At 63.1% G+C, this 18,859-nt stretch carries 21 protein-coding genes; 9 read left to right on the plus strand and 12 right to left on the minus strand.

Annotated features, from left to right (window positions below; genetic code table 11):
• Nucleotides 1-25 precede the first annotated feature (25 nt).
• Complete coding sequence (locus HYH07_RS31080) at nucleotides 26-997, minus strand: ABC transporter permease (protein WP_057746325.1); 972 nt, start codon at nucleotides 995-997, stop codon at nucleotides 26-28.
• A 20-nt stretch (nucleotides 998-1,017) separates the two neighbouring features.
• Nucleotides 1,018-2,079: a TetR/AcrR family transcriptional regulator gene (locus HYH07_RS31085; RefSeq protein WP_312016710.1), complete on the minus strand. Its 1,062-nt coding sequence runs from the start codon at nucleotides 2,077-2,079 to the stop codon at nucleotides 1,018-1,020.
• On the opposite strand from HYH07_RS31085, the gene HYH07_RS31090 reads away from it, so the two are divergent.
• The gene (locus HYH07_RS31090; protein ID WP_220006045.1) at nucleotides 2,066-3,679 is read left to right on the plus strand and encodes an acyl-CoA synthetase; all 1,614 of its coding nucleotides are present in this window, start codon (nucleotides 2,066-2,068) and stop codon (nucleotides 3,677-3,679) included. The genes HYH07_RS31085 and HYH07_RS31090 overlap by 14 nt on opposite strands.
• 31 nt (nucleotides 3,680-3,710) lie before the next feature.
• Here the strand turns inward: HYH07_RS31090 and HYH07_RS31095 are convergent, their stop codons facing one another.
• Entirely contained in the window at nucleotides 3,711-4,904 is a 1,194-nt protein-coding gene (locus HYH07_RS31095; RefSeq protein WP_220006046.1) for an MFS transporter, read from the minus strand.
• Between the two features lie 181 nt (nucleotides 4,905-5,085).
• On the opposite strand from HYH07_RS31095, the gene HYH07_RS31100 reads away from it, so the two are divergent.
• The 3 genes from HYH07_RS31100 (at nucleotide 5,086) to HYH07_RS31110 (ending at nucleotide 8,030) form a co-directional block, all read left to right on the plus strand.
• Nucleotides 5,086-5,889, plus strand: a complete 804-nt coding sequence (locus HYH07_RS31100) for an MBL fold metallo-hydrolase (protein WP_220006047.1) — start codon at nucleotides 5,086-5,088, stop codon at nucleotides 5,887-5,889.
• A gap of 152 nt (nucleotides 5,890-6,041) precedes the next feature.
• Nucleotides 6,042-7,061: an alpha/beta fold hydrolase gene (locus HYH07_RS31105; protein ID WP_220006048.1), complete on the plus strand. Its 1,020-nt coding sequence runs from the start codon at nucleotides 6,042-6,044 to the stop codon at nucleotides 7,059-7,061.
• A 15-nt stretch (nucleotides 7,062-7,076) separates the two neighbouring features.
• On the plus strand, nucleotides 7,077-8,030 hold the full coding sequence (locus HYH07_RS31110; RefSeq protein WP_220006049.1) for a fatty acid desaturase: 954 nt from the start codon (nucleotides 7,077-7,079) through the stop codon (nucleotides 8,028-8,030).
• A gap of 57 nt (nucleotides 8,031-8,087) precedes the next feature.
• On the opposite strand, the gene HYH07_RS31115 is transcribed toward HYH07_RS31110, so the two are convergent.
• Both HYH07_RS31115 and HYH07_RS31120 read right to left on the minus strand, forming a co-directional pair.
• Nucleotides 8,088-8,327 (minus strand): hypothetical protein, encoded by a 240-nt coding sequence (locus HYH07_RS31115; protein WP_057746342.1) that lies wholly within the window; start codon nucleotides 8,325-8,327, stop codon nucleotides 8,088-8,090.
• A gap of 137 nt (nucleotides 8,328-8,464) precedes the next feature.
• A complete protein-coding gene (locus HYH07_RS31120) occupies nucleotides 8,465-9,445 on the minus strand; it encodes a YafY family protein (RefSeq protein WP_220006050.1) in 981 nt (326 codons plus the stop codon).
• A gap of 85 nt (nucleotides 9,446-9,530) precedes the next feature.
• Between HYH07_RS31120 and HYH07_RS31125 the strand changes: the two genes are divergently transcribed.
• The gene (locus tag HYH07_RS31125; protein ID WP_220006051.1) at nucleotides 9,531-10,175 is read left to right on the plus strand and encodes a glutathione S-transferase family protein; all 645 of its coding nucleotides are present in this window, start codon (nucleotides 9,531-9,533) and stop codon (nucleotides 10,173-10,175) included.
• Nucleotides 10,176-10,245: 70 nt separating this feature from the next.
• Here HYH07_RS31125 and HYH07_RS31130 read toward each other — a convergent pair whose 3' ends face one another.
• The 4 genes from HYH07_RS31130 to HYH07_RS31145 all read right to left on the minus strand — a co-directional run bounded on the left by HYH07_RS31130 (nucleotide 10,246) and on the right by HYH07_RS31145 (nucleotide 14,066).
• Complete coding sequence (locus tag HYH07_RS31130) at nucleotides 10,246-11,031, minus strand: enoyl-CoA hydratase/isomerase family protein (RefSeq protein WP_220006052.1); 786 nt, start codon at nucleotides 11,029-11,031, stop codon at nucleotides 10,246-10,248.
• Nucleotides 11,032-11,042: 11 nt separating this feature from the next.
• Complete coding sequence (locus HYH07_RS31135) at nucleotides 11,043-12,152, minus strand: cyclic nucleotide-gated ion channel (RefSeq protein ID WP_220006053.1); 1,110 nt, start codon at nucleotides 12,150-12,152, stop codon at nucleotides 11,043-11,045.
• A gap of 135 nt (nucleotides 12,153-12,287) precedes the next feature.
• Nucleotides 12,288-12,506: a hypothetical protein gene (locus HYH07_RS31140; protein WP_220006054.1), complete on the minus strand. Its 219-nt coding sequence runs from the start codon at nucleotides 12,504-12,506 to the stop codon at nucleotides 12,288-12,290.
• Between the two features lie 111 nt (nucleotides 12,507-12,617).
• Complete coding sequence (locus HYH07_RS31145) at nucleotides 12,618-14,066, minus strand: TAXI family TRAP transporter solute-binding subunit (RefSeq protein ID WP_220006055.1); 1,449 nt, start codon at nucleotides 14,064-14,066, stop codon at nucleotides 12,618-12,620.
• Between the two features lie 403 nt (nucleotides 14,067-14,469).
• Between HYH07_RS31145 and HYH07_RS31150 the strand changes: the two genes are divergently transcribed.
• Complete coding sequence (locus HYH07_RS31150; RefSeq protein ID WP_228749874.1) at nucleotides 14,470-14,817, plus strand: DUF3307 domain-containing protein; 348 nt, start codon at nucleotides 14,470-14,472, stop codon at nucleotides 14,815-14,817.
• 204 nt (nucleotides 14,818-15,021) lie between these two features.
• Nucleotides 15,022-15,420 (plus strand): hypothetical protein, encoded by a 399-nt coding sequence (locus HYH07_RS31155; RefSeq protein WP_128954234.1) that lies wholly within the window; start codon nucleotides 15,022-15,024, stop codon nucleotides 15,418-15,420.
• On the opposite strand, the gene HYH07_RS31160 is transcribed toward HYH07_RS31155, so the two are convergent.
• Nucleotides 15,417-15,731 carry a YkgJ family cysteine cluster protein gene (locus HYH07_RS31160; protein WP_220006101.1) on the minus strand — a complete coding sequence of 105 codons (315 nt, stop codon included), beginning with the start codon at nucleotides 15,729-15,731 and terminating at the stop codon, nucleotides 15,417-15,419. The two genes, HYH07_RS31155 and HYH07_RS31160, sit on opposite strands and share 4 nt — an antisense overlap.
• A 5-nt stretch (nucleotides 15,732-15,736) precedes the next feature.
• Nucleotides 15,737-16,435: a YafY family protein gene (locus HYH07_RS31165; RefSeq protein ID WP_057746364.1), complete on the minus strand. Its 699-nt coding sequence runs from the start codon at nucleotides 16,433-16,435 to the stop codon at nucleotides 15,737-15,739.
• A 113-nt stretch (nucleotides 16,436-16,548) separates the two neighbouring features.
• On the opposite strand from HYH07_RS31165, the gene HYH07_RS31170 reads away from it, so the two are divergent.
• Nucleotides 16,549-16,812 (plus strand): hypothetical protein, encoded by a 264-nt coding sequence (locus HYH07_RS31170; protein ID WP_220006057.1) that lies wholly within the window; start codon nucleotides 16,549-16,551, stop codon nucleotides 16,810-16,812.
• Nucleotides 16,813-16,850: 38 nt separating this feature from the next.
• Complete coding sequence (locus HYH07_RS31175) at nucleotides 16,851-17,579, plus strand: glutathione S-transferase family protein (protein ID WP_220006058.1); 729 nt, start codon at nucleotides 16,851-16,853, stop codon at nucleotides 17,577-17,579.
• 77 nt (nucleotides 17,580-17,656) lie between these two features.
• Here the strand turns inward: HYH07_RS31175 and HYH07_RS31180 are convergent, their stop codons facing one another.
• On the minus strand, nucleotides 17,657-18,805 hold the full coding sequence (locus HYH07_RS31180; RefSeq protein ID WP_220006059.1) for an ABC transporter substrate-binding protein: 1,149 nt from the start codon (nucleotides 18,803-18,805) through the stop codon (nucleotides 17,657-17,659).
• Between the last annotated feature and the right edge of the window lie 54 nt (nucleotides 18,806-18,859).

Below are 18,859 nucleotides of genomic sequence, written 5' to 3' on the forward strand. Positions count from 1 at the left end.
TGTAGTTGTCGTTGCTGTTGATCGTTCAGATGTCGCCCTGCTGTGCCGTTTCTTCGTTGCGTGGATTCAGGAAGGAGTCCGTGATGACGGCGAGCAACAGCACAACGCCCTTGATGAGATTTTGCCCGGCGTAGGAGATATCCATGATGGTCATGCCATTGAGCATGGTGCCGATCAGCAGCGTGCCGATGATGACGTTCAGCACGCCGCCGCGGCCGCCGGAGAGGCCGATGCCGCCCAGCACGACCACCAGGATCACGTCGTAGATCAGTGTCGAGTTGAAAACGCGCGTCGGCATCGAATTGACCGATGCGGCCATCACGAGACCTGCGAAACAGCCGATCAGGGCCGCGATCACGTATTGCAGCACGATGATCGGGCGGGACGGAATGCCGGTGACACGTGCGGCGTAAGGATTATCGCCGATCGCGTAGATGTAGGCCCCCCAGCGCGTCTGGCGCAGCAGGAATGCGACCACCATGCAGGCGATCGCGAACATCACGATCGAGGTGGGAATGCCGAGAATAGTGCCCTGTCCGAGCCGTTCGAAGCCGTCCATGCCCGAACTCCATTGCACGACGTCGAGCTGAAACAGCACGGCTTGCCCAAGGCCTGCGAGCAACAGGCCCGTTGCGAGCGTCGCAAACAGCGATGGCACCTCGGCATAGGCGATCAGCCAGCCATTGACGAGGCCGAAGGCGATCGTGATCAGGACGGCCGTCAGTAACGAGAAGGGGAGTGAATGGCCGTTCTGCACCATTTGCAGCACGAGCCCGGGGGGCACCGCGAGCGCTGCGATCAGCGAGATGTCGATGCCGCGGCCGATCACGACGATCGCCATGGCGAGGCCGAGGATGCCGAGCACTGCCACGTTCTGGAGCAGCGTCAGCATGTTGTCGGCCGTCAGGAAGCCGTTCAGGAAGATCGAGAACACCAGGAACAGCAATGCAAAGACCGCAAAGACGATCTCTTGCTGGCTGAATCGGAAGCGCTTCATCGTCCGGTCCTTCCTGCGTTCTATGGCTGCGCCATTTGCTTTGGCCTCGGGCGAACCCCGGCGGACATTCGTCCGCTGCTGCGGTTTCCGCGCGACAAGGCGGCGCTTACGAAATTGCCGACGCCGTCGATATATCCGTCGATCGACGTGCCGCGTTTGCGGTATTTGGCGCGTTTGACGTACCAGTCCTGCAGCAGCGGCTTGATCAACGACGCCGTAAGCCCGACATGTTCGATCGTGAAGGCGCCGCTGGCGACGCCTTGCCGGAGCACATCGGCGATGATCTTCTCGGTGGTGGCTTCCATGTCGATCGCGCGCTGGCGTTCTGCCGGCGGGAAGGACTTCGCTTCCATGAAAGCGAACACGAACCAGGGCTGCATCGCCTCGCTCATGCGGATGTGAGTCGCGATGATCCAGCCGAGGTGCTTGTTGGCGTCATTCCTGACGTCGTCGGGAGGCGCCGTCAGAACCTCGGTCGCCGTTGCCGCGACCTCGCCGAGGATCATCGAGAGCAGCCTGGGCTTGCTGTCGATATAGGTATAGAGGCCGCCCATGCTGAGGCCGGACGCCTCCGCAAGCTGGCGCAGCGTGGTGGCGTGGAAGCCCTGCTTGTTGGAGAGCGCGAGGGTGGCGCCGATGATGCGTGTCAAATTTGCGATGGCGAGCCGCGGCTTCTGCACGCGAATGGAGTCGCGATGACGTTCCAGAATGCGCGTGCACAGCGCTTCTGTCGAGAACGCATTCGTCCAAGGTCGTCGGCGCGCGAGGTTCACGCTGCCTCCCCTTATGTCTTCCCGGACCTTTGACGTTGTTATTGACCCAGGCGTGGGCTTTGCACCCTTATCGTTATTCCTAGCGCAGAGAGTGGCAGTCCGGAAAGGGGGCACGCCAGAATTTTCCGAGAGAGCGCTCGCTCGCTTTTTCCGGCCGGTGCAATCACCGTCCGATTTGACGTGGCCAGTTACGCCGAATAGTTTTCTTGCGAACTCGAAAAAGCGCGTAAACGCAAGAGTCTGGCGGCGGTCAAGGCTGGCATCTACGCGGATAACGGATTGCGGGGGAACGAACATGTCGAACGACATCGGAGCCACCATCGCGAAAGCGCGCGAGCATTCGATCGGCGATCTCCTCCGCCGATCGGCGGCCCGCGAGCCGAGCAAGCTCGCGGTGAGCTGCGGCAGCGTGAGCTGGACCTTCGCGGAGATGGACGCGGTCTGCAACCGGCTCGGCCGCGGCCTGCTCGGGCTTGGCGTGAAGAAGGGCGATCGCGTTGCCGTGCTGTCACGGAATTCCCACGCCTTTGCCGCGCTGCGCTTTGCCGTGGCGCGGATCGGTGCGGTGCTGGTGCCGATCAACTTCATGCTTCATCCGGACGAGATCAATTTCATCCTCAAGAGCTCCGGCGCCAAGCTGCTGGCCACTGGCCCTGATTTCGTCGAGCCGGCCCGCGCCGCTTCAGCCAAGGATTGCGCGGTCGAAAAAATGATCTGGCTGCCGGGTGAGGATCCCGCCACGGCGCCTGCGGACCTCGCCACCTTCGACGGTCTGCTTCTTGCTGACGGCTCGGGCCTCGAGGCCTCCGTCGATAGCCGCGATGTCGCACAGATCGTTTACACCAGTGGCACCGAATCCCTGCCCAAGGGCGCGATGCTGACCCATGAAGCGGTGATGTGGCAGTATGTCAGCTGTATCATCGACGGCGGCATGAGCGTGGACGACAAGTTCTTACACGCCCTGCCGCTCTATCACTGCGCCCAGCTCGACGTGTTCTTGGGTCCGCAAATCTATCTCGGCGCCTCCGGCGTGATCACGGGCAAGCCGACCGCCGACAACATCCTGGCGCTGATCCAGGCACACAAGATCACATCGTTCTTCGCGCCGCCGACGATCTGGATCGCGATGCTGCGCTCGCCGAACTTCGACAAGACCGATTTGTCGACGCTGCAAAAGGGCTATTACGGCGCCTCGATCATGCCGGTGGAGGTGCTGCTTGAGCTCCAGCGCCGCCTGCCCGCGGTAAAATTCTGGAATTTCTACGGCCAGACCGAGATCGCGCCGCTCGCGACCGTGCTGCGGCCGGAGGACCAGTTGCGCAAGGCCGGCTCGGCCGGCAAGCCCGTGCTCAATGTCGAGACGCGGGTGGTCAACACGTCGATGGAGGACGTCGGGGTTGGCGAGGTCGGCGAGATCGTGCACCGCTCGCCGCATTTGCTGTCGGGCTATTACAATGATCCCGCGAAGACCGCGGCGGCGTTTACCGGTGGCTGGTTTCATTCCGGCGATCTCGCCACCGTCGATGAAGAGGGCCACATCACGGTGGTCGATCGCGTCAAGGACATGATCAAGACCGGCGGCGAGAACGTCGCCAGCCGCGAGGTCGAGGAGATGATCTATCGTATTCCCGCGGTCTCCGAGGTTGCCGTCGTCGGGCTGCCTGATCCGCGCTGGATCGAGGCGGTCACGGCCATCGTGGTGGTCAAGAGTGGTGAGAGGCTGGATGAGGACAGCGTCATCCAGCATTGCGCCGGCCAGATGGCGTCTTTCAAGGTGCCGAAGCGCGTGATCTTCGTGGATAGCCTGCCGAAGAACCCGAGCGGCAAGCTGCTCAAGCGCGAGTTGCGCCAGCGCTTCGTCGGGGGCGAGTCGCTCGACAAGGCGATCCAGAAGAACTTTGGGGCGTGAGGCGTTTCTTTTCGGAGAAGAGGACGCCAGCTCAATACTTCTTCACGTGCGCGCCGAAGGCCAGCCACAGCGCCGTCGACGCAAGGCCGAAACCGCCGAGCAGCAAAAACGTCGGGCCGTAGCCGATCCATTGCGCGATCCAGCCGCCGAGCGCGGGGCTCAGGCTCGCGCCGACGCCTTGCACGGTGATGACGGCACCTTGACCGAGATTGATGCGACCGGTGCCGTCCAGCGAGCGCGCGACCATGCCGGGAACGGCGACCGTCTGTAATCCGGTGCCCATCCCGTCCAATATCTGCATCGGGACCACGCCCCACCATCCCGTCACGAAGAACGCAAGCACGCCCCGGACGGGTAAGAACATGAAGGAGACCAGGATCACCGGCCAGTAGTTGCGCTTTCCCGCGACGTGCATGGCAACCAGCGACGTCACGACCATGACGCCCTGCGCGATGACGACGGTGGTCGCGACGAAGCTCGGACCGTTGGCCTGACGTTCGGCCACCGCCGCAAGGCCATAGAGCGGGACGATGGCTGCATTGCCGAGATGGAAGATGGCAAGCGCGAGCGCCAGCACGAGGAGTGGCTTGTGCTTGAGGAGGACGGACATGGCATCCGGCGGATTCTTGCTCTCATCCTCCTTGCTGCCGCGGGCCTGACGGTCGTCGATCGCCTTGGCGGGAATCATCAGCACGCAGGCGATCGCGATGGCACCGAACACGGCCGCCAGCACGAACACGGCGACGTAGCCGAAGGTGTAGCCGAGATAGCCCGACAGCGCCGCGCCGACCATGTTGCCGGCATGGTTGAAGGCCTGGTTGCGCCCGTTCAGCGCATTGAAACCCTTTTGCTTGGCCATGCCGAGGGTGATGCCAGTCACCGCCGGCACGATCGCAGCGCTCGCCAGCGATTGCGCGACTTGCGAAAACGTCACCGCCCAGAAATTCTGCGAGATCAGGATGATGGCGGAGGCAAGGACCACGAAGATTCCGGGAATGACCACCCACAGCCGCTTGTTGTGGCTGGAATCGATAAAGCCGCCGATCGGGGTCGTCACCAGCATGCCCGCGACATTGCCGATCGTCAGCGCGGTGCCGATCAAGCCGGTGGTCCAGCCGCGCTCTTGCAGGAATACGCCGACGAATGGGCCGATGCCGGACTGCATGTCCGCCATGAAGAAATTGACGGCGAACAGGGGCCAGATGCGCGAGGGACGCGATGTCATCGAAACGCTGAACGTGATGCTGCCGATCGCATGAGGTCTCGCGCAGGTGGAAATGGCCGACTGTTTGTGCCGGAGCGGTCCAAAAAGTAACATGCGCTAACCGCGTTGGTTCCTCCGGACTTGCAATTGGCGGGACGCAACGTCACCTCATCGGTGTCCACTCTCGTTCCGGATCCACGCCATGCCCCTTTGGACCTGCGAAACCTGCGGTGCGCAATTTCCGGACACCGGAAAGCCGCCCGCGTCCTGCCGGATCTGCGAAGATGAGCGTCAATATGTGAACTGGAAAGGTCAGGCCTTCCTCACGCGGGATACGCTGGCAGAGCGTCACCGCCTCGTCTGGCGCGACGATCTCGGCCTGACCGGCATCGCGCTCGAGCCGAGCTTTGCGATCGGCCAGCGCGCGCTGCTGGTCCAAGATGGCGGTGGGTACGTGATGTGGGACTGCATTCCGCTGGCAACGCCGGAGGCGGTCGCCCATGTCAAATCGCGCGGCGGCCTGACAGGGATCGCGATCTCGCACCCACATTATTATGGTGCGCTTGCGGACTGGAGCGAAGCGTTCGGCGGGGTGCCGGTCTATCTGCATGCCGACGACCGCCAATGGGTGACTCGGCCGCATCCGTCCATCGTGCACTGGACCGGCGATCAGCACCGCATCTCTGACAATGTGCTGCTGTTGCGGACCGGCGGCCATTTCGCCGGTGCCACCATGTTGCATGATGCGCGCGGCGCCGGTGGCAAGGGCGCACTTCTGACCGGCGATATCGCGCAAGTGACGATGGATCGCCGCTTCGTCAGCTTCATGTACTCTTATCCCAATTACATGCCGCTCAACGCCGCCGCGGTACGGCGGATTGCGGCTGCGGTCGCGCCGCTCGCGTTCGACCGCATCTACGGCGCCTGGTGGGGTCGCAACATCGCTGGCGGTGCCAAGGCCGCCTTCGCGGCCTCGGTCGAGCGGTACATGAGAGCCATCGCCTGAGCCGGCCGGAATGCCATTGCCTAACGCCATTAACTGGACTATAAGTACAGATATTCGGCGCGACGCAACGATGCGTTTGCTGCTCCGGCACGATCAATGCATCGTGGCTTTGGCGGGCGCGTGTTGTCGCCGTGCGAGCGGGAATAGGACGCATGACCGGGCGGCGCGACTACGAGATCTTTGAGGCCGGCAATTTCGTGCTTCAGTCCGGCGCTGTCTTCCCCGCGATGAACCTCGCCTACAAGACTTATGGCGCGCTGAATTCGGCCAAAGACAACGTCATCCTCTATCCGACCTCATTCAGCGCGCAGCATTTCGACACCGAGTGGCTGATCGGGTCCGATGGCGTGCTCGATCCCAACAGCTATTTCATCATCATCCCGAACCTGTTTGGCAACGGTCTGTCGTCGTCGCCATCGAACTCCGGCAACGGACCATTCCCGCAGCTCACCTATCACGACGCCGTCGCGGTCCAGCATCGCCTGCTGACCGAGCGCTTCGGCATCACGAAGCTGGCGCTGGTCTATGGCTGGTCGATGGGCGGCATGCAGGCGTATCACTGGGCCGCGCTTCACCCGGACATGGTCGAACGAGCAGCGGTCGTCTGCGGTAGCGCGCGATGCGCGCCCTACAATTACGTGTTTCTGGAAGCCGTGAAGGCTGCGCTATCAGGCGATCCCGCCTTCCGCGACGGCCGCTTTGTCGAAAGGCCCGTTGCCGGCTATCGCGCCATGGGGCGCGTCTATGCCGGCTGGGCGATGTCTCACGGCTTCTATCGCGACGAGCTCTGGCGTGAGGCCGGCTTCACTTCGCTCGAGGACTATCTCGTCCGCGCCTGGGACGCGACCTTCGCCCGGCGCGATGCCAACGATCTGCTGGCGCAGATCAGTATCTGGCAGACTGGCGATATCAGCCGGTGTGCTGCCTTCGGCGGCGATTTAGATCGCGCGCTCGGGGCGATCAAGGCGCACATGCTGCTGATGCCGGGCGCCACTGATCGTTACTTTGACGTGCGCGACAATGAGGACGAGCTCGGCCGCCTCGTCAACGCAAAATCAGCTACGCTGCATCCGATCCCGTCGCTGCACGGCCATCGCGCCGGCAATCCCGTCAGCAATCCGCGCGACCGGGCCTTCCTGAAGGCCGAGGTCGCAGAGCTTCTCAACAAGTAACGCAGGTCCCTGATCATGACTGACGCGACCGTTTCCGTTTCAGAACCGGGCCACCGCCTGAAGCCGTTGACGCCGGCGATGCTGCGCCAATTGTCGGTTCGCTCCGATCTCAAGGGTGCGGTGCGCAGCCTCTGCCACTACGCAATGATCGTGCTGGTCGGATCGTTGATCTTGAAGGTGAGCTCGCGCTATGGCGTCCTCTGGGCGTTGCCGCTGATGGTGATACAGGGCTATTTTGTCGCCTTCCTGTTCATGGCGCTGCACGAGACCGCGCACAAGACCGCGTTCAGGAGCCGCGGCCTCAACCTCGCGGTCGGCTATCTCTCGGCCTTCATCATCGGGCAGCCTTACGAATATTACTGCCTGTTCCATTGGGACCATCATCGCTACACCCAGGATCCCGAGAAGGACCCGGAGCTGATCGTCGGCGTGAAGCCGAAATCCGACACCCAGATCGCGCTTGCCTATAGCGGTCTGCTCCAGGTTGCGGGCCGGCTGCGGCTGATGCTCGGTCATGCCGTCACCGGCAAGGTCACGGTACCCTGGATCCCCGAGAACAAGCGCGCCGTCATCGTGACCGAAGCGCGCGTCTATGCGGCCGTTTATGTCCTGCTGTTCGCGCTCTCTGTGTGGTTCTCCTCGACCCTGCTGCTCAAGGTCTGGATCGCTCCGCTGGTCATCGGGCAATTCTTCCTGCGGCCCTATCTCCTGGCCGAGCACACCGGCTGCGAGCGCACCCGCAGCGCCTTCCAGAACACCCGCACCACCTACACCGGCGCAATCGTCAAATGGATTGCGTGGAACATGCCCTATCATGTCGAGCACCACGCCTACCCATCGATTCCGTTTCACGCGTTGCCGAAGCTGAACGAGATCGTCGATGACGAGATCGTCTATCGCGGTCGCGGCTACATCAGGACGACACGTGAGACATGGGCCTGGTTTCGCCGCCAGCTGAAGAGCCCTTGAACCTAACGCAAAACTCCGGTCGCAGCGCGACCGGAGCTTTGTTGTGAATGCACGCTATCAGTAGACAGTGTAGCCGCAGACATTCACGACGCGGACGCGCAGGCCGTGACGGGTCTGGACGACGCGCTCCTGGTAGCAATTGTCGATGCCGGTGTTGACGTAGAGGCCGCCATAGCCAAAGCCCCAACCGGGACCCCAGTGGTGGTGGAAGCCGTGAGCAGAGGCGGCGGTGGGCATGAGAGCGGCGGCGCCGAGTGAGCCGGCGGCGATCAGACCAAGTGCAAGCTTACGAAACATTCTCATTCTCCGGTGTGGCGCGAGGCCGTTGCTGTGTCCCTGCTTCTCGGTCGAGCCGAAGCGTGATTGCGTTCACACGGCGAGGTGAGAATCGTGTTTCAGAATGGTTTCGTCGATCGCGGTGAAATGCGCCACGGTCAGGCTTTCCGCGCCGCGCGATAGCGCGCGGCCATCGCCCGCGTCATCTCGGCCATCTTCTCGCGGAGATCGGCGGGCTCCAGCACTTCGGCTTCGGCGCCGAGGCGCAACAATTCCGCCGCGGCATGCCATGATGTCTTGCCCGTCGGGACTCTGGCGATACGCCAGCCGTCCGCATCAGCGGCCTCTTCGATCTGCGTGCGCGCCCTGACGTAAGGCTGGCTCAGCGCGTCGAGCAGTTTTACGCCGAATGGCGAGAGCCGCACGATCGCGACGTTAGGGTGCATCTCGGCCTCTAACCGCAGCGTCGCATCCCGCCAGTAGGCCGCGAGGTCGAAATCGGCAGGGCGATCGAAGCTGTCGTCGAGCGCCTTGCAGTCAAGCACGCGCGCGACGCGATAGGTACGCACGCTGCCATCGACTTGGCCCGCGAGATACCAGCTGCCGCCCTTGAGCACGAGACCGAGCGGGGCGACACGGCGCTGCTTCTCCGAGCGCCAGCTCTGGTAGCGAATCCTGATCAATGTTCCGCGCAAAGCGGCACCGGCAATGGTGCGCAGATGCGTTGGCTCCTCCGTTTCGCCAAACCAGCCCGGCGCGTCCAGATGAAAGCGCTCCTGCATCCGGCCGGCGTCTTCGCGCAAATTTGCCGGCAGCGCTGCCATCAGCTTGTTCTGCGCAGCGATCATCGCAGCATCCAGCCCCAGCGCCGCTGCGGGCCCCGGGAGCCCTGCGAGGAAGAGCGCGCCCGCTTCGCTCTGAGACAGCCCGTTCAGCTTTACGCGATAGCCATCGAGCAGGCGGTAACCACCCTCCGCACCGCGATCGGCATAGACAGGGACGCCGGACGCCGCGAGCGCGTCGATGTCGCGGTAGATCGTACGCACCGAAACTTCGCAGGCCTCTGCGAGCTCGGGTGCCGTGACCAGCCCCCTGGCCTGGAGGGTAGTAAGGATCGACAACATTCGGCTCGCGCGCATGATCCCTTAAACCATACCTGACACAGGATGTCAGGTATGGTTCGCTACAAGATGCCCTTCGCAAGCCGGCCCGAGGAGACCCGCCATGACCGACCCGAATCGCATCACGCTGTATTATTCGCCGCAGAGCCGGGCCACCGGCACACGGGTGCTGCTGGAGGAACTGGGGGCGCCCTACGATCTCCATATCCTCAACATGAAGGCGGGCGAGCAGCGGCAACCGGCCTATCTCGCCATTAACCCGCTCGGCAAGGTGCCGGCGGTTCATTACCGCGGGGAACTCGTCACCGAGCAGGTCGCCATCACCATTTTTCTCGCCGATCTCTTCCCGCAGGGCGGGCTCACGCCCGCGCTCAACGATCCGTTGCGCGGCCCGTATCTACGCTGGATTGCTTATTATGGTGCTTCCTTCGAGCCGGCCCTGATCGACAAGTTCATGCAGCGGGAGCCCGCGCCGATCACGCAGTCGCCCTATGCGGATTACGACACCATGCTCGGCGCGCTTGAGGCGCAGCTATCGAAGGGGCCGTATCTGCTCGGCGAACGCATGACGGCCGCGGACGTGCTGTGGGGTGTCGCGTTCAGCTGGACCATGATGTTCGGCATCGTGCCGAAAAAGGACGTCTTCGTCAGCTACGCTGAGCGCATGACCGCGCGGCCCGCGTTCCAGCGCATCACTGCGGCGGACGAGGAGATGGCCGCGCAACATGCGAAGGCTGTTGGAGGCTGAGGAAGCGCCTCAATCTTCGCTGTCGTCCCGGGTAAGTGTAAGCGCAGACCCGGGATAACAGCGGGGAGAATCAAAAGCTCGGTGCCCGCTTCTCGGCGAACGCCTTGATACCTTCCTTGATCTCGTCGCCGCGCATGCTGTCGCGATGGCGCTGCTCTGCGGCCGCCTCGTCCAGTTCGCCGCGAGCGAATTCATTGATGGCGCGCTTCATGCCGCGCATCGCATTCGGTGCGTTGCCGGCGAGGATGTTGGCGAGCTTGTCGACTTCCTCGTCCAGAAACTCGACCGCCACCATGGCGGTGAGGTAGCCGATCCGCAGCATTTCCGGCGCAGTAATCCTTTGCGCGGTGAGGAACAGCTTCTTGGCATTGTCGACGCCGAGCCGGGTCACGTAGCGTTTGATGCCGCTGCTGTAGTAATGCAGCCCGAGCCGGGCTGCCGGCATGAACATCTCGGCGGTGTCGACGCCGATACGGAAATCACAGGCGAGCGCGAGATCGGTCGAGCCGCCATACACGCCGCCATTGAGTCGGCAGATCGTCGGCACGCCGAGATCCTCGAGCCGGTTGACGACGACTTCGAAGGCCGAGCCCGCGCTCTGCTGCTCGTTGGCGCTGACCGCGCGCTCGGCGACCGAGTTGAGATCGTAGCCGGCCGAGAAGGCGCGTCCCGTGCCGGTCAGCACCAGGACGCGGATATCGGGATTGGCCTCGATCCGGTCGAACAGCTTTAGCAGCTCGCCAAGGTCTTCGGCCTGGAGCCGGTTGAGATGCTTGGGCCGGTTGAGGCGGACGGTCGCACGGGCCCCGTCGATTTCGAGCAGGGGGCTAGAAGCCGCGTCGGCTGTCTCCGACATTCTTGTCTCCACTACCTGTTTTCGAGCGCACGCCGTTTGGCTTCGGCGTCGATGGTCTCGGCCAGATCGGGGTGCCGGGCCATCAGCACGCGGAAGTCGACGAGGTCGAGCACGAGCAGCCGCGACACTTTCGTGGTCGAAACGTTGGCGCCGCGCATGTTGTTGCCGAGCAGCGCCATCTCGCCGAAGAAGGCGCCTTCCCCGAGCTGTACCTTCTTGCCGGGCAGGTCGACCTCGACTTCGCCGGCGGCGATGAAATACATGCAGTCGCCCTGCGTACCCTTGCGGATGATCATGGTGCGCGCCGGCAGCTCCATCGTGCGAAGCATGTGGGTGACGTCGGCGATGGCCGCAGGCCCCAGGGCCGCGAAGAACGGCACCTTGCTGACGGATTCCCAGGTCTTGAGGAAATTGTCACGGCGGGTCTCTGCTGCGAACCCGGTCGCCAGGATACCGGTCCAAAGTCCGAACACGCCGAGGCCGGAGATCATCACGAGCGCCGCCACCATGCGGCCGAGTGGCGTGACCGGCACGACGTCGCCATAGCCTGTCGTGGTCAGCGTGACGACCGCCCACCACAGAGCGGCGGGGACGCTGCCGAACGTTTGCGGTTGCACGTCCCGCTCCAGGAAATACTCGGCGACGGAGGCGAGAAAGACCACCATCAGGAAAATCACGAGCACGCTGAGCAGCGGCCCCGATTCCAGCACGAGCACGCGGCGGAGCTGGCGCAGGCCGGGAATGCCCGGCACGACCTTCAACACCCACAGCACGCTCAGCAGCCAAGCCGTCTTGGGCTCGGCGCCGAGGATCAGTGCGATCGGTACGGCCAGTGCCCCGACGGTATCGACCAGCCCAGCGGAGGAGGACATATAAAGTCCCAGCCGCCCTTGCCCGCTCATATGGCGCAGCCGGACCAGCCATTCGAACACGAAATAGGCGAGGCTGGCCCACAGCAGGAGATCGACCCAGTGGTGTGCCGTTTCATAGGCCGGGTTGAGCGTCAGCAGCACCATGCTGAGCACGCCGACGGTCACGGCCACATAGGCCGCTTTGGTCATGTTGCGGCCGGCGGTCGCGGCCACGAACTGGGCCAGGGCGGGAAACATCGGCTTCAACATGAGGGATGACGGCTCGGTCCGGCTCTTGCGGTCCCCGGGGCTGGGACTTCAGCGCCAAAGTGCCCGTCCGCACGAGGGCCGTCAACGACAGGCGCCGGCCTTCGATGCGGGTGGCTAATCCGGGCAGGTCAGCCGTCACTTGAAATGGGGTGGCTCGTCATAGCCGCGGCGGCTGCTCAAGAACAGCAGCATCATCAAGCCGATGCCGACGACCACGGAGAACCCTGCTCCGAGCGCCAGTGCCACATAGCCTTCCGTCGGGATTGGCTCGCCGCCGACCGACATGGCCGAATAGGCGAAGTAGCCAACCGCAACCAGCATTCCCAGCAAGATGATGAGAAGGAGCATACGCATGGTGCGTTCTCCGGTTGTGTCCCTAACCAACGGTTGTTTTGTGAGACGGTTCCGCGGGAGACCGGCCGCGACTGGCCGGGAAAAGAGTCCCCCCGGGGCGCGATCGATAGGTCAGGCACTCTGAGCTGTCTTCACCGCCACGACAATGGTGTCGTCATGCGGGGGAGGGAGGGCCTGTCGGGTGGCCTTCTCGAGCTCGCCGGCATGGCGCTTCAGGTAGTCGCGGCGCATACCGATCTCGTCGCGGACAAATTCGTAACCGAGCTTGAAAGTATCCAGCCCGTCGGTACTGATCGTGCCGTCGCGCAGGCCGATGACCGCACCGCGCAAGATGCTCTCAAGCTCGTCCTGGAGGCATTCGAGCTCATCCGGTGAATGGGCGTGTTCGATGCGTTCGCCGATGTCGAGAATGGCGGTGGAGAGCTCACTTGCCTTTTCCGGCGCGATGCGGGTGATCTTGGCGTAGATTGCGGCGAAGATCGAGCCGATGACGCTGAGCGCGGCGGCGCCCAGATACATCATGTCGCTGTATTTATCCATGAACGACTTGGTGTCATCGTTGATGTAGTCGGCCGCGCCCTGATGCGCCATCACGTAGGCGTCCTTCTCGACCGACGCCGGCTCAATGTGGGTCGCAAAGCCGTTGTCGAGTCCGAGCGCGGATTTGTTCTCGTAGACGATGCGCGCGATGTCGCCGGCGGTGGTACCCGACATTTTGGATTGAGCGACCAGGAGCCATTCGAGCCCGATCGTATCGAGATCGTCGTCGGGAATCTCGGGCGACGCCGACAACGTGCCGGCCGTCAGTGTCTCGTCGGAAATGCCGGGGAATTTGCGCGCCAGCGCCTTGGCCTCATCGATCGCATTCAGCGTGAAGCCGCCGCGCTTGGCGACCTGCTCATAGGCCTTCTCGCGCACGGCCTTGGAGGCGTGGACGATCGCGATCACCGCGCTGAAGCCACTGGCAGGCGCGAACAGCTTGTCCAGGGTCATGCCTAGCGGCGCCATCTGGATCTTGGCGGCGTCGGGGCTGTCGGGGGCGATATCGAGCAGATTGCGGACGAAGGGGAGCGAGGATTCGCTGTCGGCGCGAACCGCGACCTTTTTCTTCTTCAGCTCCGCCAGCGACTTGATCTTCTTATTGCCGGGACCGAGCAGAAGCACGAAATCGTGCTCCAGCAGCGCCAGAGTGCGCGCCCGCGCCGGCACCTTGGCGTCGGTGCGCAGGATGGCGAGATCGGCTTGCCTGCGGTCGAATTGCGCGATTGCCTTGGCGTTGTCGGGATTGTTGACGATCTTGATCCGGAAACGCGAACCGTTGTTCTTCAGCAGCGTGGCGAGCTTGTTCGCGAACAGGGCTTCGTCGCCGTCGGGCCCGCCAACAGCGAAGGTCAGCGTCTCCGAATTGTGCAACCAGGCGCGCCCCGCCCAGACGGTCGCCAGCGACAGCAGCAGGGTCAGCACGACATACAGCAGCACCTGCTGCTGATTGGTCTTGATCACTTTGGGACGCCGTGGCGGCGGGGGTTCGGTCGACGAGGTCGGGCCTTCAGCACTCATGGCAGCACCTGGCCTTATTCCTTGAATGGCGAACGGCCCAATCATCGCCGGCAGCCCGCGCAAAAATTTCGTAACCGCTTAAAAAAGAACGATAATCCTCTACTCCAGGATGATAGCGCTCCAGTTGCGGAAAGCAAATTCCGCGCCGGAGGTAACCTTACTCGGGGCGACCTCTGGTCTTGTTAATCCTATCACCGTTTAGCCACACTTGGCGATTTTCCGGTTCCCCCGGCTGCATTCCGGCGCAGGAAATGTCATAAATCGTCGGTCCCGATGGATTTGACGGGACCAAGAAGAAGTTGCGCTGAACGCTCCATTTTTTCTTTTCGAGTCAACGAGGGCGTCAGCTTTGTCGTTTCCACCTCTGTCATCGGCGGTTCCGGTCGAAGCGCTCATTGGCTGGATGTTGCTGCTTACCTTCAAGCACATCATCGCCGATTTCGTCCTGCAAACGGCGTGGATGGCGCACGGCAAGGACCAGAAGCACGGCTGGGCTTTGCCGCTCCTGGTGCATTGCCTGATTCACTTTGCGGTTGCGTTGCCATTGATCCTGTTCGTGGCGCCAAAATTCTGGTTCGTGGCGCTGATCGATTTCGTCATCCACATCACCATCGATCGCGCCAAGGGATTTGTGTCGGCCAATTTCGGCGTCAACCAGGAGCACCCCTGGTTCTGGACCCTGATCGGCGTCGACCAGGCGCTGCACCATCTGACCGGCTTCGGCCTCTCCATCTTCATGGCGGCGAACTGAGCTTGGACCTCCATTCTGAGGACCCCGCCGGTGGCGGGGCTCTTGAAGGACTGGCGAAGGCCACCGCCGACGCCGTATTCAACCCGGTAGGGCTGCGCTCTGATTCGCCGCATAGAGCATGGACACCGGGTGACTACCGCCCAGGGTGGTTAACCTTTCATTAGAGAATTGCGCGGCATCTTCCGGACACGAGGGAGAACTGCAATGTTTTCAAGCCGCGACGCTTTTGAAAGCGATTTCTGCCCGGTTCGTGACGAGCTTCTTGGCGAGATGTACCGCGCCAATGAAAGCGGTCTGCCAAGGCTGGTTGAGAGTGTTTCCCCTGACGTCCGCGCCAGGCTGGCGCTGTTTTGCTATCGCCGCAGCCATCTGCACTCGTTGGCCGTCGCGATCGCGAGCAGCTGTAGCGAGCGCGACCTGATCGAGAACGGTGGCCGTGTCGGCTCGACGCTCTACGCGTTGTCGCGCGAAGGCTCGGCCAAATCATCGCCCTCGCTGTCGGGAGGCCGCAAGCCGATCACATTGTCGACCAAGCCGCTCTCGGTGCTCGCACCGCTGGACGACGAAATCGACGACGAGATCAGCGAAGCCGTTCCCGCCTAAGCGGTCTCTATCACAGGCAGCCCGAACTTCCGCCGCGCCATCGTGCATTCGGCATCTCCAGGCATACAGGTGCGGCACACCTCCGGCCGCACCGCATAGATGCCGCACGTGGTCGCCTTGCCGATATCTCCCTGCAACGCCGAACAGCGATCGCCCTCGCAGCGCATGCCGGACTGACGCGCGTTGACGAGGCCCGGAGGGATCAACGCAAGCTGCTCGTCGCTCTCGATCGAGAAGCGCGGCCAGTTTTGCGAATAGCCGCAGCAGGCGCCGCAGCTCTGGCAGCAGCGCGATTGATCGATCTCTTCCATCGGCATCATGTGTCTTTCGGCGGTCCCCAGACCAGGCTCTGCCGCCACTTCGCGCGCAGCACGTCGCGCCTTTCAGGATATCGCTCGTCGAGATAGGTCGCCTCCACGACGCGGTCGGTGCGGAAGCTGCGGAAGTCTCCGCGTAGCTCGCACCACGCGGCGAGCAGACGCACGGCTTCGAGATAGCCGACCGAGATCGGCCAGATCATGCGCTCGCTGGGACGACCCTGTTCGTCGCGATAGCGCAGCATGATCTTCTTGCCTTCGTGGATCTGCGTGCGCGTACGCGCCATGTCCAGACGGTCAGGCTCCCTGTTCCAGCTCGGCCGCGCCCGGCTCGCCGGCTCCAGCACGAAGGGCCGCAGCCGCTCGGGCACAGTGTCGGCGATCTTGGCCATCAAATCTTCGGCCGCGCGCGCCAGCGTGGAATCGGCATGGCCCGCGACCCATTGCGCGCCCAGCACCGCCGCCTCGATCTCGTCCGGCGTCAGCATCAAGGGCGGCAGGTCGAATCCCTTTTCCAGGATGTAGCCCATGCCGGCTTCGCCGCGGATCGGCACGCGCTGGCCTATCAGCGTTGCGATGTCGCGATAGATGGTGCGCTTCGAGGTCTCGAGCTCGGCTGCAATTGCGTCCGCGGTCAGCGGCTTACGGGTGCGCCTCAGCACCTGGATGATCTGAAACAGCCGGTCGGCACGTCTCATGACAATTCTCTCATCGAACGGCGGATCAGAAATCGGCGCGCGGCTGCTGACAGGATGTTGGCAGCAGGGGAGTTCTATACCGGGACAACACATCGACTGAAGAGGGTTTGTTCATGATCACTCCGATCCATCTTGGCCTGGCTGGCCCGCTCTGGCGAGCGCAAGCCTCGTTGCATGCCAGAGTCTTCGGCCGCTTCATGTTTCTCGAACTCACTGCCGTCGACCTCCGCCTCGCGATCGCAACCGTGGTGACACGTTCGTTGATCCAGGCTGCGGACGCGCTCGTCCGCCATGTGATGGGCCGCGCCTGGCGGGGGGCCCGTTTCGCAGAAGATATCACGGCTGCTGCCACCATGGTGGCAGCAGCCCGGCACTAGGTTCCGTCAACTCTTTCGGCAGGTTCAGGAGAGCTCACATGATCACGCTTTACGGCTTTGGCACCGGTTTCGGCCTGCCGGAAATCAGCCCCTTCGTCACCAAGACCGAGGTGCAGCTCAAGATGGCGGGGCTGCCCTACCGGAAGGAGCGGGCGATGCCGCCGGCCTCACCCAAGGGGCAGCTGCCCTTTATCGACGATGGCGGCGAGGCCGTGGCCGATTCGACCTTCATCCGCGCCCATATCGAGCGCCGCTACGGCTTCGACTTCGATGCCGGCCTCTCGTTGCAGGAGCGTGCACAGGCCTGGGCCTTCGAGCGCATGATCGAGCATCACGTCTACTGGGCGCTGATCGGCGCCCGCTGGGTTGATCCAGTCAATTTCGCCAAGGGACCTGCGCATTTCTTCGACGGTGCGCCGGAGCACAATCGGGAGAAACTGCGCGAGGATGCCCAGTTCCGCGTCGCCGAGAACTATCTGCTCTCCGGCCTCGGCCGCCACGCCCCCGATGATGATGTCGATCTCGCAGTGCGTTCGCTGTTTGCGCTGTCGGTGCAGCTTGGTGACAAATCCTATCTGATGGGCAACAAGCCCAGTGGGGTCGACGCGACTGCGTTCGGCGTGCTCGCTGGCATTTTGACGCCGTTCTTCGAGTCCAGCGTGCGCGACCGCACGGAAGGGTTTCCGAACCTCACCGCCTATGTCGACCGGATGATGGACACCTACTATCCGGAGTTCGCCTGGACGCCGCTGCGCCAGGCGGCGTGAGGCAAGCGCGCCGGACGTATAAAAGAAAAGAGCCGGCCTGATGGGCCGGCTCTCGTCATTTCGGAGATCGACGCCGCCTACCTCACCAGCGTGTACTTGCCGTTCTTCACGGTGAGCAGGATGCGCGAGCGCTCGTCGAGGCCGTAGCGGTCCTTTTCGGTGAAGTTGTAGACGCCCTGGCTGGCGGCCAGCTCCTTCTCGGACAGCAACGCCTGGCGGATCGCTTCGCGGAACTCAGGTGTGCCGGGTTTTGCGGTCTTCAGCGCCGCCGGGATGATACGTTTGAGGATCTCGAAGGCGTCGTAGGAATGGCCGGCGAACTGGCTGCGGCTGTTCGGGCCGTACTTGGCTTCATAGGCTGAGTTGAGCGCAAGGCCGGGCTTCTTGGTGGCGGCTTCCTCCGGCTGGTCCTCGGGGTCCATGACAGGACCGGATGCCATCAGCACGCCTTCGGCCGCTTGGCCGGCGATGCGGATGAAGTCCATGCTGGCGGCGCCGTGGGTCTGGTAGATCAGGCCCTGATAGCCGCGCTCACGCAGCTCGGTCTGCGGCAGCGCGGCCGCGGTGCCGGAGGCGCCGACCAGGATCGCATCGGGATTGGCGGCCACGAGCTTCAGCACCTGGCCGGTCACCGAGGTATCCGGACGGGCGAAGCGCTCCTCGTCGACGATGGTCATGCCCATCGGCACGGCCTGCGCCTTCAGGTCGTTGAACCAGAGGTCGCCATAGGAGTCGGAATAGCCGATATAGCCGAGGGTCTTGATGCCCTTCGACTTCATGTGATCGTACAGCACCTTGCCGACGATCGGGATCGGCTGCGGCATCGCCACCGACCACTTCATGCGTTCCGGCGTGATCGGGAAGGGAGCCAGACCAAAGTGCGGAATGCCGGCTTCGTTGGCGACGTTGGAGACTGCGATGGTCGGCGGCGTCAGCGCCGAGCCCATGATGATATCGGCCTTGGATTCTGTCACAAAGCGGCGGGCGTTGGTGGTCGCGGTGGTGGGATCGCCGCCGTCGTCGAGCACGATCACCTTCAACGGAACGCCGCCGATTTCCTTCGGCACGAATTCCAGCGCGTTGCGCTCGGGAATTCCGAGCGCGGCGCCCGGACCGGTGGTGGTGGTGGTGATGCCGATGGTGATTTCGTTGGTCTGGGCGAGCGCGGGCAAGGCCGGCAAGGCCAGCGTCGCCGCCGCGAGGGCAGTCAGGTAAAAGCGTTTCATCAATTCCTCCCTTGACGTTTTTCTTTGAAAGCAGAAATCGGGGATGAATTCAGC

The sequence above is a fragment of the Bradyrhizobium sp. BR 10261 genome (assembly GCF_019455395.1).
Taxonomy (GTDB): domain Bacteria; phylum Pseudomonadota; class Alphaproteobacteria; order Rhizobiales; family Xanthobacteraceae; genus Bradyrhizobium; species Bradyrhizobium manausense.

Excerpts from the sequence above, each read along its gene's own strand:
- HYH07_RS31080 (WP_057746325.1), bottom strand. The coding sequence starts at position 997 with ATGAAGCGCTTCCGATTCAGCCAGCAAGAGATCGTCTTTGCGGTCTTT.
- HYH07_RS31090 (WP_220006045.1), top strand. The coding sequence starts at position 2,066 with ATGTCGAACGACATCGGAGCCACCATCGCGAAAGCGCGCGAGCATTCG.
- HYH07_RS31085 (WP_312016710.1), bottom strand. The coding sequence starts at position 2,079 with ATGTCGTTCGACATGTTCGTTCCCCCGCAATCCGTTATCCGCGTAGAT.
- HYH07_RS31095 (WP_220006046.1), bottom strand. The coding sequence starts at position 4,904 with ATGACATCGCGTCCCTCGCGCATCTGGCCCCTGTTCGCCGTCAATTTC.
- HYH07_RS31100 (WP_220006047.1), top strand. The coding sequence starts at position 5,086 with ATGCCCCTTTGGACCTGCGAAACCTGCGGTGCGCAATTTCCGGACACC.
- HYH07_RS31105 (WP_220006048.1), top strand. The coding sequence starts at position 6,042 with ATGACCGGGCGGCGCGACTACGAGATCTTTGAGGCCGGCAATTTCGTG.
- HYH07_RS31110 (WP_220006049.1), top strand. The coding sequence starts at position 7,077 with ATGACTGACGCGACCGTTTCCGTTTCAGAACCGGGCCACCGCCTGAAG.
- HYH07_RS31115 (WP_057746342.1), bottom strand. The coding sequence starts at position 8,327 with ATGTTTCGTAAGCTTGCACTTGGTCTGATCGCCGCCGGCTCACTCGGC.
- HYH07_RS31120 (WP_220006050.1), bottom strand. The coding sequence starts at position 9,445 with ATGCGCGCGAGCCGAATGTTGTCGATCCTTACTACCCTCCAGGCCAGG.
- HYH07_RS31125 (WP_220006051.1), top strand. The coding sequence starts at position 9,531 with ATGACCGACCCGAATCGCATCACGCTGTATTATTCGCCGCAGAGCCGG.
- HYH07_RS31130 (WP_220006052.1), bottom strand. The coding sequence starts at position 11,031 with ATGTCGGAGACAGCCGACGCGGCTTCTAGCCCCCTGCTCGAAATCGAC.
- HYH07_RS31135 (WP_220006053.1), bottom strand. The coding sequence starts at position 12,152 with ATGTTGAAGCCGATGTTTCCCGCCCTGGCCCAGTTCGTGGCCGCGACC.
- HYH07_RS31140 (WP_220006054.1), bottom strand. The coding sequence starts at position 12,506 with ATGCGTATGCTCCTTCTCATCATCTTGCTGGGAATGCTGGTTGCGGTT.
- HYH07_RS31145 (WP_220006055.1), bottom strand. The coding sequence starts at position 14,066 with ATGAGTGCTGAAGGCCCGACCTCGTCGACCGAACCCCCGCCGCCACGG.
- HYH07_RS31150 (WP_228749874.1), top strand. The coding sequence starts at position 14,470 with ATGTTGCTGCTTACCTTCAAGCACATCATCGCCGATTTCGTCCTGCAA.
- HYH07_RS31155 (WP_128954234.1), top strand. The coding sequence starts at position 15,022 with ATGTTTTCAAGCCGCGACGCTTTTGAAAGCGATTTCTGCCCGGTTCGT.
- HYH07_RS31160 (WP_220006101.1), bottom strand. The coding sequence starts at position 15,731 with ATGGAAGAGATCGATCAATCGCGCTGCTGCCAGAGCTGCGGCGCCTGC.
- HYH07_RS31165 (WP_057746364.1), bottom strand. The coding sequence starts at position 16,435 with ATGAGACGTGCCGACCGGCTGTTTCAGATCATCCAGGTGCTGAGGCGC.
- HYH07_RS31170 (WP_220006057.1), top strand. The coding sequence starts at position 16,549 with ATGATCACTCCGATCCATCTTGGCCTGGCTGGCCCGCTCTGGCGAGCG.
- HYH07_RS31175 (WP_220006058.1), top strand. The coding sequence starts at position 16,851 with ATGATCACGCTTTACGGCTTTGGCACCGGTTTCGGCCTGCCGGAAATC.
- HYH07_RS31180 (WP_220006059.1), bottom strand. The coding sequence starts at position 18,805 with ATGAAACGCTTTTACCTGACTGCCCTCGCGGCGGCGACGCTGGCCTTG.